The organism is Pseudomonas sp. IT-P260 (assembly GCF_949768395.1).
Classification (GTDB): Bacteria; Pseudomonadota; Gammaproteobacteria; order Pseudomonadales; family Pseudomonadaceae; genus Aquipseudomonas; species Aquipseudomonas parakoreensis.
On sequence record NZ_CATKPO010000011.1, the window covers coordinates 25,647 to 40,497 of the forward strand.

The following is a 14,851-nucleotide window of genomic DNA, read 5'->3' on the forward strand; positions in this document are numbered from 1 at the left end:
TGCCGTGGAGGGTGCGGCTTACTTGAGGTTGACTGACTGGAACCAGCTCTTCATCGAGCAAGTGGCAAAGGCACTGGTGCTGCAGTCGCCGTTGGCCAGCGCGGTGCGCAGTTTGTCGACATCGGCCTGCATCACGTAGCGCACGCCATCCTTGAAATGGCCGCTTTCACCAAAACCGCCCTGCGTCATTTCATTCAGCGCGTCTTCCTTGCTCCAGCCCTGCACCACGATTCGGTACATCGCCGCCATCAGGCCGGTGCGGTCTGAACCGTGTTTGCAGTGCATCAGCACCGGGCCGTTGGCTTCGGCAGCCTGAATCGCGCGCAGCGTCTTGAGCACATCAGCGTCATCGACGTGGTTGGTGCGATAAGGCAGTTGCACTTGATTGATGCCCGGCTCGGACAGCCAGCTGCTGTCGGCTTCCGGCAGGAAGTTGATCACCGTCGCCACTTTGAGATTTTTCAGCAACGGCACCGCGCCGCCATCCGGCAAGGCACTGCGGTACAGCGTTGGCGACATCTGGAACAGGTTGTACTGCACTTCCACCGGTTGCGCCCACTCCGGCGGGCGCGATGTGACAGCGGCGTCAGCCTGGGCCGGCATCAAGTGCAGCAGAGCGACAAGCGACAAACACAAAACAGGAAAAAGACGCACTCGAGACATGCTGGGCTGACCGTAATCGGAATTCATCAATGAAAGGCCTCGCAGCTTCCACATCTGACGGTCAAAGCCCTGTGAGGCTCTTGTCAAAGAATTGTGAATCCGGGCGATTTCATTAAGCGCCGGGTAAAAAAACCGAGGCTTTTTCCTACTGAATCGGTTCATCCAGAAGATTAGCCTGCTACCATTTGTCACACGATGTTGCAGGCGTCCCCTTTTTCCCGGTCAAACGGGCCGCGCGCCGCGACGAAAAAATGCTCAAGCCGTTCGCAGAAACGGACAACCATCAATGCCTGATGAGGTGCACCCCCATGTCTGATGCAGATCGAGACAACCCGCGGCGTGAGTTCTTGCGCAAATCCCTGACCCTGATTCCCGTGGTCACCCTCGCCGGTACCGGCTTGGGCAGCAGCGTATTGCAAGCTGCGCCTGAAGCGGCCCCGTCGACGCCCGCAGCAACACCGGCCAAAGCTGATGCCAGCGCTTATCAGCCGAGCTATTTCACCGCCGAGGAATGGGCCTTCATCAACGCCGCCGTGGCGCACCTCATCCCCAATGACGAGCAAGGCCCGGGGGCTCTGGAAGCCGGCGTGCCGGAATACATCGACCGCCAGATGAACACCCCGTACGCCGCGGGTGCCCTGTGGTACATGCAAGGCCCGTTCAACGCCGACGCTGCGCCGGAGATGGGCTGGCAGAGCAAACTGGTGCCCAAAGAGATCTATCGCCTGGGCATCGCTGCCACGGATCAGTGGGCAAAATCCCTCAACGGTAAAACATTTGCCGAGCAAGACAGCGCTACCCGAAAGGATTTGCTCAAGCAACTCGAAGCGGGCAAACCGCAGTTCGATGCGGTTCCGGCGAAGATTTTCTTCAGCCTGTTGCTGCAAAACACCAAGGAAGGGTTCTTTTGCGACCCGATCCACGGCGGCAATAAAGGCATGGTCGGCTGGACCATGATCGGCTTCCCCGGCGCCCGCGCCGATTTCATGGATTGGGTGGAACGCAACGAGCAGTACCCCTTCCCGGCAGTTTCGATTCGCGGCGAGAGGGCTTGAGCATGGCAACCGTAATGAAGAAGGTCGACGCGGTGATCGTCGGTTTTGGCTGGACTGGCGCGATCATGGCCAAGGAGCTGACCGAAGCCGGGCTCAACGTGCTGGCGCTGGAGCGCGGTCCGATGCAGGACACCTACCCTGACGGCAACTATCCGCAGGTCATCGACGAACTCACCTACAGCGTGCGCAAAAAACTCTTTCAGGACATCTCGAAGGAAACCGTCACCATCCGCCACAGCGTCAACGACATTGCCCTGCCGAACCGCCAGTTGGGCGCGTTCCTGCCGGGTAATGGCGTCGGCGGCGCCGGTCTGCACTGGTCGGGCGTGCATTTTCGCGTCGATCCGATCGAACTGCGTATGCGCAGCCATTACGAAGAACGCTACGGCAAACGCTTCATCCCCAAGGACATGACCATCCAGGACTTCGGCGTCAGCTATGAAGAGCTGGAACCGTTTTTCGATTTCGCCGAGAAAGTCTTCGGCACCTCGGGCCAGGCCTGGACCGTGAAAGGTCAACTGGTCGGTCAGGGCAAGGGCGGCAACCCTTACGCACCGGATCGCTCCAATCCGTTCCCGCTGGAAGCGCAGAAAAACACCGTTTCCGCACAACTGTTCGGCAAAGCGGCGACAGAGGTCGGTTACAAACCCTACAACCTGCCGTCGGCAAATACTTCAGGCCCGTACACCAATCCCTACGGCGCACAGATGGGCCCGTGCAATTTCTGCGGATTCTGCAGCGGTTACGTGTGCTACATGTATTCCAAAGCGTCGCCGAACGTGAACATTCTGCCGGCGCTCAAGCCGCTGCCGAATTTCGAACTGCGGCCCAACTCGCATGTGCTGCGGGTCAACCTCGACAGCACCAAGTCCAAGGCCACCGGCGTGACTTACATCGACGGCCAGGGCCGCGAGATCGAGCAGCCGGCGGATCTGGTGATCCTCGGCGCCTTCCAGCTGCACAACGTGCGCCTGATGCTGCTCTCGGGCATCGGCAAACCGTACGACCCGATCAGCGGCGAAGGCGTGGTCGGGCGTAACTTCGCCTACCAGAACATGGCGACCATCAAGGCGTTCTTCGACAAGGACACCCACACCAACAACTTCATCGGTGCCGGCGGCAACGGCGTGGCGCTGGACGATTTCAACGCCGACAACTTCGATCACGGCCCGCACGGCTTCGTCGGCGGCTCGCCAATGTGGGTCAACCAGGCCGGCAGTCGACCGATTGCCGGCACCTCGAACCCGCCCGGCACGCCGGCCTGGGGCAGCCAGTGGAAACGCGCGACCGCCGATTACTACACCCACCAGGTGTCGATGGACGCCCACGGCGCGCATCAGTCCTACCGTGGCAACTACCTCGATCTGGATCCGGTGTACCGCGATGCCTACGGTTTACCGCTGCTGCGCATGACCTTCGACTGGCAGGAAAACGACATCAAGATGAACCGCTTCATGGTCGAGAAAATGGGCAAGGTTGCCCAAGCCATGGGCCCGAAAGCCATTGCGGTGATCGGCAAGCAGGTCGGTGATCACTTCAACACCGCGGCCTACCAGACCACCCACCTCAACGGTGGCGCGATCATGGGCACCGATCCGAAAAAGAGTGCCCTGAACCGTTACCTGCAGAGCTGGGACGTGCACAACGTGTTCGTGCCGGGTGCGTCGGCGTTCCCGCAAGGGCTGGGTTACAACCCGACCGGATTGGTGGCGGCGTTGACCTACTGGTCGGCCAAGGCGATTCGCGAGCAGTACCTGAAAAACCCCGGCCCGCTGGTTCAGGCTTAAGGAGCGATGACCATGAACAATCTCGTTATCGCCACCCTGGCCCTGCTCGGCAGTGCTGCCGTGCACGCCGCCGACGTCGATCAGGCGTTGATCAAACAAGGCGAATACCTCGCCCGCGCCGGTGACTGCGTGGCCTGCCACACCGCCAAGGGCGGCAAACCGTTCGCCGGCGGCCTGCCGATGGAAACGCCGATCGGCACGATCTACTCGACCAACATCACCCCGGACAAAACCGGCGTCGGTGATTACAGCTTCGAGGACTTCGACCAAGCGGTGCGCCACGGCGTCGCCAAAAACGGTAGTACGTTGTACCCGGCGATGCCGTATCCGTCCTACGCCCGGGTCAGCGAAACCGACATGCAGGCGCTGTACGCCTACTTCATGCACGGCGTTGAACCGGTGGCGCAGGAGAACAAGGCCAGCGACATCCCATGGCCGCTGAGCATGCGCTGGCCGCTGATGGGCTGGCGCTGGCTGTTTGCGCCGAAAGTCGAAGACTACAAGGCCACTTCGGACGACCCGGTGATCGACCGCGGCGCCTATCTGGTCGAAGGCCTCGGCCATTGCGGCGCCTGCCATACGCCACGGGCCCTGACCATGCAGGAGAAATCCCTGAGCGCGGCAGATGGCAAGAGCTTCCTCGCCGGCAGCGCACCGCTGGAAGGCTGGATCGCCAAAAGTCTGCGCGGTGATCACAAGGATGGCCTGGGCAGCTGGAGCGAAGCGCAACTGGTGCAGTTCCTCAAGACCGGACGCAGCGACCGCAGCGCAGTGTTCGGCGGCATGAGCGATGTGGTGACTCACAGCATGCAATACATGACCGACGCCGACCTCACTGCGATTGCCCGCTACCTCAAGTCACTGCCAGCAGTTGATCCGAACGATCAGCCGCACCAGTACGACGAGAAAGCCGCCAAAGCCCTGTGGAACGGCGACGACAGTCAACGCGGCGCAGCGGTGTACATCGACAACTGCGCGGCCTGCCACCGTACCGACGGCCACGGCTACACCCGGGTGTTCCCGGCGCTGGCGGGCAATCCGGTGCTGCAATCGGAAGACCCGACCTCGCTGATCCATATTGTGCTCAAGGGCGGCACCCTGCCGGCCACCCACACCGCGCCATCGACCTTCACCATGCCGGGCTTCGCCTGGCGCTTGTCGGATCAGGAAGTGGCGGACGTGGTGAGTTTTATCCGTGGCAGCTGGGGCAACAAAGGCGCACCGGTGAGCGCGGACGAGGTCAGTCATCTACGCACCAGCGACATGACCACCACCTCGGCTGATGATCTTGGTCAGGTAACCCGCAGCAACTAAAAAAAGCCCTGCCCGTATTTAATACGGGCAGGGCTTTTTGTTCAGCTCACAACTAAGCTGACGTCTGACCAGATTATGGATTCATGATACTTACATAAGCCTTGGCCAGTGCCAGCAACTTGGCTTTATCATCTGCATCAATATCACCATCCCCATCGACATCTTTTTCATTGCTTACATCGAAAGTTTCGCCACCGTCATAGGACGACGCAATGATGATCCGCGAATCCAGCAGAGAGTCGGTCGGCACGGAGTTTTCTGCGTCCCAGCCGGATTGCTTCAGCGCAAACTGCATGGACACCAGGACTTCATCCGGATCAACTGGAGTCGGACCAAGCTTCTGCAAAAAGATGCCGCGATGGTTAAAGTAAGACACGTTTAATTCCTTTTAAATATTGAATAACAGAATGACAAGAAGGCGGATACTAACGACATTGCAAGTTGTACTGCCAGTTGAAAGATGTGTCTTCGGTTTGCGATAAATATATATATATATCAATCCATGAACCACAGGACCTGTGTTCTTGCGCCGTATCGCCGAACGGCACTGGCTGTTTCCCCGCGCCAGCGATACTGTATGCACATACAGCAATCAGGACACTTGCGATGCACACGCCCTTGCCTCCTCGTGGTCGCGGCACTGCGACCAATCCGCACAACCGCTTCGCGCCGAACCGTTCGGTGGCCGAGGACGACGGCTGGTATCAGGAAGTGCCCGAAACACAGAACACCGAGGTGATGATCGAGACCGCGAAAACCATCATCACTCGCAACACCTCGCCGGACCTGCCCTTTGATCGCTCGATCAATCCCTATCGCGGCTGCGAGCACGGTTGCATCTATTGCTATGCGCGACCGAGCCATGCCTATTGGGACATGTCGCCGGGGCTGGATTTCGAAACCCGACTGATCGCCAAGACCAACGCCGCCCAGGTGCTGGAAGAACAGCTTGGGAAAAAAGGTTATCAGTGCGCGCCGATCAACCTCGGCTCCAATACCGACCCGTACCAACCCATCGAACGTGAACACCGGATCACCCGCCAGACCCTCGAGGTGCTGCTGCGCTACCGTCACCCTGTGACCATCGTCACCAAGGGCTCGCTGATCTTGCGTGACCTCGATCTGCTCACCGAGCTGGCGCAACAACGGCTGGTGGCGGTGATGATCAGCCTGACGACGCTGGACGATGAACTCAAACGCATCCTCGAACCCCGTGCCGCGGCACCCAAGGCCCGGTTGCGGGCGATCCGGGTGATGCGCGAAGCGGGCATTCCGGTGGGAGTGTTGTGTTCGCCGATGATTCCGATGATCAATGACAGCGAAATCGAAAGCCTGCTGACCGAGGCGCATGCGGCGGGTGCGCAAAGTGCCGCCTACATGATGCTGCGCCTGCCGCTGGAGGTGGCGCCGCTGTTCGAAGAGTGGCTGCACGCGCACTATCCGCAGCGCGCGGCCCATGTCCTGAGCCTGATCCGCCAGAGCCGTGGCGGCGAGCTCTACGACAGCCGTTTCGGTGCACGCATGCGCGGCGAAGGGCCGTTCGCCGACTTGCTCGCGCAACGCTTTGCCAAAACGATCAAGCGTCTCGACCTCAATCATCGCGAGGGCTATGACCTCGACTGCAGCGCCTTCTGTCCACCGGGTCGCCAGATGTCGTTGATTTAGCGACAATTGACCCTATGGTTGAGGGGCTGGAATCCTTCCGTCGTAACCCTCAGTCACGTTTTTTGTGACCTGGAACACACGTTCTAGAGCGCTCGATTCAGTTTGAGTTAAGTTTCGGCGGCTACCTTGTTCATCGAGTGACTGACGGGTCGGGATGGCCCGGATGTTTTAAACAGCCACTGGCTTCATACCGGAATACACGGGAATGACTCCCCGAATCCGCCAAAGAGGATGAATCATGAGTGACAAGGATAAACAGCCGTTGGCTGCGTCGGCGCAAGCCGTCCCTGGGGCGCAATCCGCCGATGCAGCGCTGCGAACGATCGTTGACGGCTTTTTGCATTTTCATCATGAGGTCTTCCCGCAACAGGAAGAACTCTTCAAGAAACTCGCCACGGCGCAATCGCCACGGGCGATGTTCATCACCTGTGCCGACTCGCGCATCGTGCCCGAGCTGATCACCCAGAGCTCGCCGGGCGATCTGTTCGTGACCCGTAACGTCGGCAACGTCGTACCGCCTTATGGCCAGATGAACGGCGGCGTTTCCACCGCCATCGAATACGCGGTACTGGCGCTGGGCGTGCAACACATCATCATTTGCGGCCACTCCGATTGCGGCGCCATGCGGGCAGTGCTCAATCCGGACAGCCTGGAAAAAATGCCGACAGTCAAAGCCTGGCTGCGTCATGCGGAAGTGGCGAAGACCATGGTGCATGACAACTGCAACTGCACCGACGAAAAAGAAAGCATGCCGATCCTCACCGAGGAGAACGTCATCGCCCAACTGCAGCACTTGCGTACCCATCCTTCGGTAGCCTCACGCATGGCGAACGGTCATCTGTTCATCCATGGCTGGGTCTACAACATCGAAACCAGTGAAATCAAAGCTTACGACGCGGATCAGGGACGCTTCCTGCCGCTCGACGGCAGCCATCCGATTCCGGTGGCGACGCCCAAAGCGCGCTTCTAAATCTTCCTAAAAATCTGTGTGGTTTGACGCCGGCCGCTGTTTCAGCGGTGCGGCGAAGCCACGCCTGAAGAAAACTTCGGGAGAGTCACCATGCGTGCTGCTCAATTGAAAGCGGTTCTGCCACGGGAGTTGCTGGCTTCGGTGGTTGTGTTTCTGGTCGCCCTGCCGCTGTGCATGGGTATTGCGATTGCTTCCGGGTTGCCACCGGCCAAAGGCCTGATCACCGGGATTATTGGTGGTCTGGTGGTCGGTTGGCTGGCGGGTTCGCCGTTGCAAGTCAGCGGGCCGGCGGCGGGACTGGCGGTGTTGGTGTTCGAGCTGGTGCGCCAGCACGGGATCGAGATGCTCGGGCCGATTCTGCTGCTCGCCGGTTTCCTGCAACTGGTGGCCGGACGTTTGAAGCTTGGGTGCTGGTTTCGGGTGACGGCGCCCGCGGTGGTGTACGGCATGCTTGCAGGGATCGGTGTGCTGATCGTTCTGTCGCAGGTGCATGTGATGCTGGATGCCAAGCCGCAGCCCTCGGGGCTGGATAACCTCACGGCCTTCCCCGGCGCGGTGGCGCAAGCCTTGCCGTCGTTCGGCTGGCAGGCCGGACTGCTCGGGCTGGCGACCATTGCGGTGATGTGGCTGTGGGAGAAATTCCGTCCGCATTCGCTGCGCTTCATTCCCGGTGCGCTGCTCGGCGTTGGCCTGGCCACGGGCGCCAGCCTTCTGCTGGCATTGCAGGTGAAACGGGTCGAGGTGCCGGCCAATCTGGCCGAAGCCATCGACTGGCTGAAACCGGCGGATTTGCTCAGCCTTGCTGACCCAACCCTGCTGATTGCGGCTTTTGCCGTGGCGTTCATCGCCAGCGCCGAAACTTTGCTGTCTGCAGCAGCAGTAGACCGCATGCACAGCGGTGTGCGCTCGGACTTCGACCGTGAACTCTCAGCGCAAGGCGTCGGCAACATGCTTTGCGGACTGGTCGGTGCGCTGCCGATGACCGGGGTGATCGTGCGCAGTTCGGCCAACGTCCAGGCTGGCGCAACCACCCGCTATTCGACGATCTTCCATGGTTTGTGGCTGCTGGCGTTCGTGCTGTTGTTGTCGAGCGTGCTGCAAAGCATTCCGGTGGCGAGTCTGGCAGGCGTGCTGGTGTACACCGGTTTCAAACTGGTGGATCTCAAGGCCTTTCGCGGGCTGGGCCGTTACGGGCGGATGCCGATGTTCACCTACGCCGCCACGGCGCTGGCGATCATCTTCACCGACCTGCTGACCGGTGTGTTGATCGGTTTCGGTCTGACGATGTTGAAACTGGCGTTCAAGGCGTCGCGCCTGAAGATCAGCCTGATCGACCTGCCGCAGGACGGTGAGATGGAATTGCGTCTGGTAGGCGCGGCGACCTTTCTCAAGGTACCGGCACTGACTCAGGTGCTGGGCAGCATTCCAGCGGGCACAGCGGTGCATGTGCCGCTCAATCACCTGAGCTACATCGACCATTCGTGTCTGGAATTGCTGGAGGAGTGGGGCCGGGCGAATGCGGCAAAGGGGTCGAAGCTGTTGATCGAGTCGCGTGGGTTGAAGCGACGATTGGAGGGGCGGGTTCGGACCAATACCGGGATCGGTGCGGCCGGTTAAATCTCCGGGGTGAACTCAACCCCTGTAGGAGCTGCCGCAGGCTGCGATCTTTTGCTCTTGATTGTTAAAAACAACATCAAAAGATCGCAGCCTGCGGCAGCTCCTACATGGGATTGTGTGTAACTCAGGCAGCGGGCTGGTCGAGCTCCAGGCCAACGCCCAGGCGGCGGCCCATGCATGGCCAGCGCTTCCATGCGGCACCGGTGTCCGGGCTGCTCAGTTTGTCGCGGTAGGCTTCTACCGATTCCAGCGCAAAACTCTCGTCGTCGAGCATCTCGTCGATGGTGTGATGCACGACTTCATCCAGTTGATTGGCAAATTCCTCACCGAGCAGCTGGTGAGCAATCAGGTTGGCGACCGTCATGTCCAAGGGGATCAGTGGCTGGCCGAGGTGTTTGATGTACAGGTCGTTGACCTCTTCGACAAAGCGGTGCGCCAGATAGGCTTCGTCCAGCAGGCTGTCCAGACCGACCGGCGGCTGGAGGAAGTACTGCTCGGCGATTTTCAGCACTGGTTTGATCTGCGACTCGATTCCCGCTTCCCTGGCAACTTCATTGGCTGCGTCCAGCATGTCTGGTACTTCATCGATATAGGCGGTGACAAAACTCGTCAACGCGTCTTCGCGGTTAGCGTCCGGCAACTGAATGGCCGAATGCAGATGAGGCAACTTGGCTTCCAGCTGACGCTTGAGCCGTCCGGTTTCGTTTTCGGTCTGTCGGGCTTTTTGGATCTGCTCGCGCAATGCGGCGGTGTTCATGAAAACTCCAGGGAACAAGGCAATGAAATAGGGAAGACATAACTTAGCTGGCTTACGAAAAATGCTAAGACGCATTTGTCATAATTATTTCATCCTTGATGCAGCAGCGTTATATCGGTTCGCCACCACTCGTCTGCATCCTTCTCCATTCGTGCCCTTTAGCGCAAGTCCCGGCTGTTTCAGAACATTAACGCCACGACATTGCAATTTCCGGCGGCTGTCTATACTCGCCATTGAATGGAGTTAGCTGATGACGCCCGACTGCCCACGCAGCAAGGCCCGGCGATTCAAGTTCGTAGTCTGATGCAGCCGCTCCCTTGCCGAAGGCGTTGCGCCTACGGGATAACAAGAACGATAAGGGGAACCCGCAATGATGCGACATCCACACGTCTGGATGGGCCTCCTGTTGTGGTCGATTTTCAGCCCGGCCCAGGCGGCCTGGACTGTGAATATGGCGCCTGGAGCGACTGAAATCAGTCACGCAGTATTCGACCTGCACATGACCATTTTCTGGATCTGTGTGGTGATCGGGATCATCGTCTTCGGCGCCATGTTCTGGTCGATGATCGTGCATCGCCGTTCGACCGGGCAGGTCGCCGCAAAATTCCACGAAAGTACCACCGTCGAGATTCTCTGGACGGTCGTGCCGCTGCTGATCCTGGTGGCGATGGCGGTTCCGGCGACCGCCACCCTGATCCGCATGTACGACACCAGTGAGCCGGATATCGATATCCAGATCACCGGTTATCAATGGAAGTGGCACTACAAATACCTGGGCCAGGACGTCGAATTCTTCAGCAACCTGGCCACCCCCGCCGAACAGATTCACAACAAGGAAGCCAAGGGCGAGCACTACCTGCTCGAAGTCGACAAGCCGCTGGTGCTGCCGGTCGGCGCCAAGGTGCGCTTCCTCGTGACTTCCGCCGACGTCATCCACTCGTGGTGGGTGCCGGCGTTCGCGGTCAAGCGCGATGCGATTCCGGGGTTCGTCAACGAGGCCTGGACGCGCATCGACAAACCCGGCCTCTACCGTGGCCAGTGCGCCGAGTTGTGCGGCAAGGACCACGGCTTCATGCCGATCGTGGTCGACGTCAAGGAGAAGGCCGACTACGACAAGTGGCTCGCCGAGCGCAAAGCCGAAGCCGCGCAGCTCAAGGAGCTGACCAGCAAGGAATGGACGCTGGACGAACTCAAGGAACGTGGCGACAAGATCTATCACACCACCTGCGTCGCCTGTCACCAGGCCGAAGGCCAGGGCCTGCCGCCGATGTTCCCGGCGCTCAAGGGCTCGCCGATTGCCACCGGGCCCAAAGCCGACCACCTGCACCGCGTGTACTTCGGCAAGCCGGGCACCGCCATGGCCGCATTCGGCAAGCAGTTGTCGGAAGTCGATATCGCAGCGGTCGTGACCTACGAACGTAACGCCTGGGGCAACAACAAAGGCGACATGGTCACACCAAAAGAAGTGCTTGAGCTCAAACAGGCGGAAAGCAAATGAGCCGGTCCATTGCGTACTTCGTCAATCGGTCGGGGCAGCGCGCCCCGGCCCGCCCAGTCCACTCACGTAAAGGAGACCGGCCATGAGCGCTGTCATTGATGACCACGGTCACGCCGACCACGCCCACGGCCCCGCCAAAGGCCTGATGCGCTGGGTGCTGACCACCAACCACAAGGACATCGGCACGCTGTATCTGTGGTTTGCCTTCTGCATGTTTCTGCTCGGCGGCACGTTCGCCATGGTGATCCGCGCCGAGCTGTTCCAGCCCGGGCTGCAGATCGTCGAACCGGCGTTCTTCAACCAGATGACCACCATGCACGGTCTGGTGATGGTCTTCGGCGCGGTGATGCCAGCGTTCGTCGGCCTCGCCAACTGGATGATCCCGCTGATGATCGGCGCGCCGGACATGGCGCTGCCACGGATGAACAACTTCAGCTTCTGGCTGCTGCCGGCGGCGTTCCTGCTGCTGGTCTCGACCCTGTTTACCGCCGGTGGCGGGCCGAACTTCGGCTGGACGTTCTATGCGCCGCTGTCCACCACCTACGCGCCGGAAAGCGTCACCTACTTCATCTTCGCCATCCACTTGATGGGGATCAGTTCGATCATGGGCGCGATCAACGTGGTCGCCACCATCCTCAACCTGCGCGCCCCCGGCATGACCCTGATGAAAATGCCGCTGTTCGTCTGGACCTGGCTGATCACCGCGTTCCTGCTGATCGCAGTGATGCCGGTGCTGGCCGGGTGCGTGACGATGATGCTGATGGACATCCACTTCGGCACCAGTTTCTTCAGTGCCGCCGGTGGCGGTGACCCGGTGCTGTTCCAGCACGTGTTCTGGTTCTTCGGGCATCCCGAGGTGTACATCATGATCCTGCCGGCCTTCGGTGCCGTCAGCCAGATCATCCCGACCTTCTCGCGCAAGCCGCTGTTTGGCTACACCTCGATGGTCTACGCCACGGCGAGCATCGCGTTCCTGTCATTCATCGTCTGGGCGCACCACATGTTCGTGGTCGGCATCCCGCTGGTGGGCGAGTTGTTCTTCATGTACGCGACCATGCTCATCGCCGTCCCGACAGGTGTGAAGGTGTTCAATTGGGCCAGCACCATGTGGCAAGGCTCGCTGACCTTCGAGACGCCGATGCTGTTCGCCGTGGCGTTCGTGATCCTGTTCTCGATCGGCGGTTTCTCCGGGCTGATGCTCGCTATCGCCCCGGCGGACTTCCAGTACCAGGACACCTACTTCGTGGTCGCGCACTTCCACTACGTGCTGGTGCCGGGGGCGATCTTCGGCATCTTCGCCTCGGCCTATTACTGGCTGCCGAAGTGGACCGGGCACATGTACGACGAAACCCTCGGCAAGCTGCACTTCTGGCTGTCATTCGTCGGCATGAACCTGACCTTCTTTCCGATGCACTTCGTGGGACTGGCGGGAATGCCGCGACGGATTCCGGACTACAACCTGCAGTTCGCCGACTTCAACATGGTCTCGTCGATCGGCGCGTTCATGTTCGGTGCCACGCAGATCTTCTTCCTGTTCATCGTGATCAAGACCATTCGTGGCGGCGCGCCAGCCCCGGCCAAACCGTGGGACGGCGCCGAAGGCCTGGAGTGGAGCGTGCCGTCACCGGCGCCGTATCACACCTTTACCACGCCGCCGGAAGTGAAATGACTGTGGGAGCGAGCTTGCTCGCGAAGAACGATAACGCGGTGTTACTGAAGAACCGCAGTGCCTGCTTCGCGAGCAAGCTCGCTCCCACATGGACCCATTTTGAGATTGAACACCATGGCTGACTCGATCTCGATGAAGAAACTGGTCACCCGCCTGCTCGGCGTGGTGGTGGCGATGTTTGTCTTCGGCTTTGCCCTGGTGCCGATCTACGACGTGATGTGCAAGGCCTTCGGCATCAATGGCAAGACTGGAGGGCAGTACGAGGGTGAGCAGGTGGTGGACAGTTCGCGGCAAGTTCGCGTGCAGTTTCTGTCGACCAACAACATCGACATGCCGTGGGAGTTCTACCCCAAACACGATGAGTTGACCGCCAACCCCGGCGCGGTCAACGAGATGATTTTCGTCGCGCGCAATCCCACCGACAAACCGATGAGTGCGCAAGCCGTGCCGAGCATCGCGCCGAGCAATGCGGCGGCGTATTTCCACAAGACCGAATGCTTTTGCTTTACCCAGCAGGTGCTGCAGCCCGGTCAGCAGATCGAGATGCCGGTGCGTTTCATCGTTGACCGCGACATGCCCAAGGACGTGAAGCACCTGACGCTGTCCTACACGCTGTTCGATATCACCGCCCGACATCCTCCGGTGGCTGCAAACACTGGCGGTTAAGCGTGCCCGATAAGGAGAACAATAAATGGCAACTCATGAGCACTATTACGTCCCGGCCCAGAGCAAATGGCCGATCGTCGCCACGGTGGGGATGTTCGTCACCGTGTACGGCCTGGCGACCTGGTTCAACGATCTGAAGGCCGCGCGCCCTGAATCCCACGGGCCACTGATCTTTTTCGTCGGCGGACTGTTGCTGGCGTACATGCTGTTCGGCTGGTTCGGGGCGGTGATCAAGGAAAGTCGCGCCGGGCTGTACAGCCCGCAGCTCGATCGCTCGTTCCGCTGGGGCATGAGTTGGTTCATCTTTTCCGAGGTGATGTTCTTCATCGCCTTCTTCGGTGCGCTGTTCTACGTGCGGCACATTTCCGGCCCGGCGCTGGGGGGCGAAGGGCCGAAAGGCATCGCCCACATGCTCTGGCCGAACTTCCAGTTCACCTGGCCGCTACTGCACACGCCGGATCCGAAACTGTTCCCGCCGCCCAAAGAAGTCATCAGCCCGTGGGGCCTGCCGCTGATCAACACGATTCTGCTGGTCAGCTCCAGTGTGACCATCACCATCGCCCACCATGCCTTGAAGAAGGGCCATCGCGGCGCGCTGAAAATCTGGCTGGCGATCACTGTGCTGCTGGGCTGCGGCTTCCTTGCCTTGCAGGCCGAGGAATACATGCACGCCTACCACGAACTGGGCCTGACCCTGGGTTCGGGCATCTACGGCGCGACGTTCTTCATGCTCACCGGTTTCCACGGTGCCCATGTGACCATCGGCACGATCATTCTGTTCGTGATGCTGATGCGCATCATGAAGGGCCATTTCGATGCCGAGCATCAGTTCGGCTTCGAGGCGGCGAGCTGGTACTGGCACTTCGTCGATGTGGTGTGGATCGGCTTGTTCATCTTCGTTTATGTGCTTTGAGCACTGATCACCAAGGCGCGTGCGACACCAATTGGCCGCTGTAGAAGCCCCAGGTAATCAAGCCGACGGTGGCAGCGGCCAGGGCCACCCGAACACTCAAGGCGATTACCAGACGATTGGAGCTGCTGTCGTCCTTGACCAGGAAAAACAGGCCGCTGAACAGGCTGATCACCGTGGCAATCAGCAGCACGACAATGGCTGCTTTGAGCATGGGAAGAACTCCGGGGGACAGGCGATGCAGTTGAGTATAGCGATCGCGACGACTGACTTTGTGGCG

At 59.9% G+C, this 14,851-nt stretch carries 14 protein-coding genes; 10 read left to right on the forward strand and 4 right to left on the reverse strand.

The genetic code is table 11. From position 1 onward, the window contains the following. Positions 1 to 18: 18 nt before the first annotated feature. Positions 19 to 663, reverse strand: a complete 645-nt coding sequence (locus ACM6HV_RS07040) for a dual specificity protein phosphatase family protein (protein ID WP_041074778.1) — start codon at positions 661 to 663, stop codon at positions 19 to 21. Between the two features lie 308 nt (positions 664 to 971). Here ACM6HV_RS07040 and ACM6HV_RS07045 point away from each other — a divergent pair, with 308 nt between their 5' ends. The 3 genes from ACM6HV_RS07045 to ACM6HV_RS07055 are packed head-to-tail and all read left to right on the forward strand — an operon-like array spanning position 972 to position 4,819. Next, positions 972 to 1,718, forward strand: a complete 747-nt coding sequence (locus ACM6HV_RS07045) for a gluconate 2-dehydrogenase subunit 3 family protein (RefSeq protein ID WP_414903836.1) — start codon at positions 972 to 974, stop codon at positions 1,716 to 1,718. A 2-nt stretch (positions 1,719 to 1,720) separates the two neighbouring features. Then, positions 1,721 to 3,505 carry a GMC family oxidoreductase gene (locus tag ACM6HV_RS07050; RefSeq protein WP_041074761.1) on the forward strand — a complete coding sequence of 595 codons (1,785 nt, stop codon included), beginning with the start codon at positions 1,721 to 1,723 and terminating at the stop codon, positions 3,503 to 3,505. Positions 3,506 to 3,517: 12 nt separating this feature from the next. Continuing rightward, a complete protein-coding gene (locus tag ACM6HV_RS07055; RefSeq protein WP_414903837.1) occupies positions 3,518 to 4,819 on the forward strand; it encodes a c-type cytochrome in 1,302 nt (433 codons plus the stop codon). A gap of 73 nt (positions 4,820 to 4,892) precedes the next feature. On the opposite strand, the gene ACM6HV_RS07060 is transcribed toward ACM6HV_RS07055, so the two are convergent. After that, positions 4,893 to 5,195, reverse strand: a complete 303-nt coding sequence (locus ACM6HV_RS07060; RefSeq protein ID WP_145593929.1) for a hypothetical protein — start codon at positions 5,193 to 5,195, stop codon at positions 4,893 to 4,895. A 230-nt stretch (positions 5,196 to 5,425) separates the two neighbouring features. Between ACM6HV_RS07060 and ACM6HV_RS07065 the strand changes: the two genes are divergently transcribed. From ACM6HV_RS07065 to ACM6HV_RS07075, 3 genes are all read left to right on the forward strand, one after another. Beyond that, entirely contained in the window at positions 5,426 to 6,484 is a 1,059-nt protein-coding gene (locus ACM6HV_RS07065; RefSeq protein WP_047297475.1) for a PA0069 family radical SAM protein, read from the forward strand. Between the two features lie 238 nt (positions 6,485 to 6,722). Continuing rightward, positions 6,723 to 7,454 carry a carbonic anhydrase gene (locus ACM6HV_RS07070; RefSeq protein ID WP_047297474.1) on the forward strand — a complete coding sequence of 244 codons (732 nt, stop codon included), beginning with the start codon at positions 6,723 to 6,725 and terminating at the stop codon, positions 7,452 to 7,454. Positions 7,455 to 7,544: 90 nt separating this feature from the next. Beyond that, positions 7,545 to 9,071, forward strand: coding sequence for a SulP family inorganic anion transporter (locus tag ACM6HV_RS07075; protein ID WP_414903838.1), 1,527 nt, complete (start codon positions 7,545 to 7,547; stop codon positions 9,069 to 9,071). A 124-nt stretch (positions 9,072 to 9,195) separates the two neighbouring features. Here ACM6HV_RS07075 and ACM6HV_RS07080 read toward each other — a convergent pair whose 3' ends face one another. Beyond that, positions 9,196 to 9,828 carry a hypothetical protein gene (locus ACM6HV_RS07080; RefSeq protein ID WP_027610219.1) on the reverse strand — a complete coding sequence of 211 codons (633 nt, stop codon included), beginning with the start codon at positions 9,826 to 9,828 and terminating at the stop codon, positions 9,196 to 9,198. Positions 9,829 to 10,198: 370 nt separating this feature from the next. On the opposite strand from ACM6HV_RS07080, the gene coxB reads away from it, so the two are divergent. From coxB to ACM6HV_RS07100, 4 genes are all read left to right on the forward strand, one after another. Beyond that, positions 10,199 to 11,326: a cytochrome c oxidase subunit II gene (gene coxB, locus ACM6HV_RS07085; RefSeq protein ID WP_041074770.1), complete on the forward strand. Its 1,128-nt coding sequence runs from the start codon at positions 10,199 to 10,201 to the stop codon at positions 11,324 to 11,326. An 82-nt stretch (positions 11,327 to 11,408) separates the two neighbouring features. Further along, positions 11,409 to 12,995: a cytochrome c oxidase subunit I gene (gene ctaD / locus ACM6HV_RS07090; protein WP_027610221.1), complete on the forward strand. Its 1,587-nt coding sequence runs from the start codon at positions 11,409 to 11,411 to the stop codon at positions 12,993 to 12,995. A 114-nt stretch (positions 12,996 to 13,109) separates the two neighbouring features. After that, the gene (locus ACM6HV_RS07095; protein ID WP_414903839.1) at positions 13,110 to 13,661 is read left to right on the forward strand and encodes a cytochrome c oxidase assembly protein; all 552 of its coding nucleotides are present in this window, start codon (positions 13,110 to 13,112) and stop codon (positions 13,659 to 13,661) included. 25 nt (positions 13,662 to 13,686) lie between these two features. Further along, positions 13,687 to 14,574 carry a cytochrome c oxidase subunit 3 gene (locus tag ACM6HV_RS07100; protein WP_121182933.1) on the forward strand — a complete coding sequence of 296 codons (888 nt, stop codon included), beginning with the start codon at positions 13,687 to 13,689 and terminating at the stop codon, positions 14,572 to 14,574. Positions 14,575 to 14,581: 7 nt separating this feature from the next. On the opposite strand, the gene ACM6HV_RS07105 is transcribed toward ACM6HV_RS07100, so the two are convergent. Then, a complete protein-coding gene (locus tag ACM6HV_RS07105; protein ID WP_123586028.1) occupies positions 14,582 to 14,785 on the reverse strand; it encodes a twin transmembrane helix small protein in 204 nt (67 codons plus the stop codon). Positions 14,786 to 14,851 lie beyond the last annotated feature (66 nt).

Excerpts from the sequence above, each read along its gene's own strand:
- ACM6HV_RS07080 (WP_027610219.1), bottom strand. The coding sequence starts at position 9,828 with ATGAACACCGCCGCATTGCGCGAGCAGATCCAAAAAGCCCGACAGACC.
- ACM6HV_RS07065 (WP_047297475.1), top strand. The coding sequence starts at position 5,426 with ATGCACACGCCCTTGCCTCCTCGTGGTCGCGGCACTGCGACCAATCCG.
- ACM6HV_RS07045 (WP_414903836.1), top strand. The coding sequence starts at position 972 with ATGTCTGATGCAGATCGAGACAACCCGCGGCGTGAGTTCTTGCGCAAA.
- ACM6HV_RS07100 (WP_121182933.1), top strand. The coding sequence starts at position 13,687 with ATGGCAACTCATGAGCACTATTACGTCCCGGCCCAGAGCAAATGGCCG.
- ACM6HV_RS07070 (WP_047297474.1), top strand. The coding sequence starts at position 6,723 with ATGAGTGACAAGGATAAACAGCCGTTGGCTGCGTCGGCGCAAGCCGTC.
- ACM6HV_RS07040 (WP_041074778.1), bottom strand. The coding sequence starts at position 663 with ATGTCTCGAGTGCGTCTTTTTCCTGTTTTGTGTTTGTCGCTTGTCGCT.
- coxB (WP_041074770.1), top strand. The coding sequence starts at position 10,199 with ATGATGCGACATCCACACGTCTGGATGGGCCTCCTGTTGTGGTCGATT.
- ACM6HV_RS07095 (WP_414903839.1), top strand. The coding sequence starts at position 13,110 with ATGGCTGACTCGATCTCGATGAAGAAACTGGTCACCCGCCTGCTCGGC.
- ACM6HV_RS07050 (WP_041074761.1), top strand. The coding sequence starts at position 1,721 with ATGGCAACCGTAATGAAGAAGGTCGACGCGGTGATCGTCGGTTTTGGC.
- ACM6HV_RS07105 (WP_123586028.1), bottom strand. The coding sequence starts at position 14,785 with ATGCTCAAAGCAGCCATTGTCGTGCTGCTGATTGCCACGGTGATCAGC.
- ACM6HV_RS07075 (WP_414903838.1), top strand. The coding sequence starts at position 7,545 with ATGCGTGCTGCTCAATTGAAAGCGGTTCTGCCACGGGAGTTGCTGGCT.
- ctaD (WP_027610221.1), top strand. The coding sequence starts at position 11,409 with ATGAGCGCTGTCATTGATGACCACGGTCACGCCGACCACGCCCACGGC.
- ACM6HV_RS07055 (WP_414903837.1), top strand. The coding sequence starts at position 3,518 with ATGAACAATCTCGTTATCGCCACCCTGGCCCTGCTCGGCAGTGCTGCC.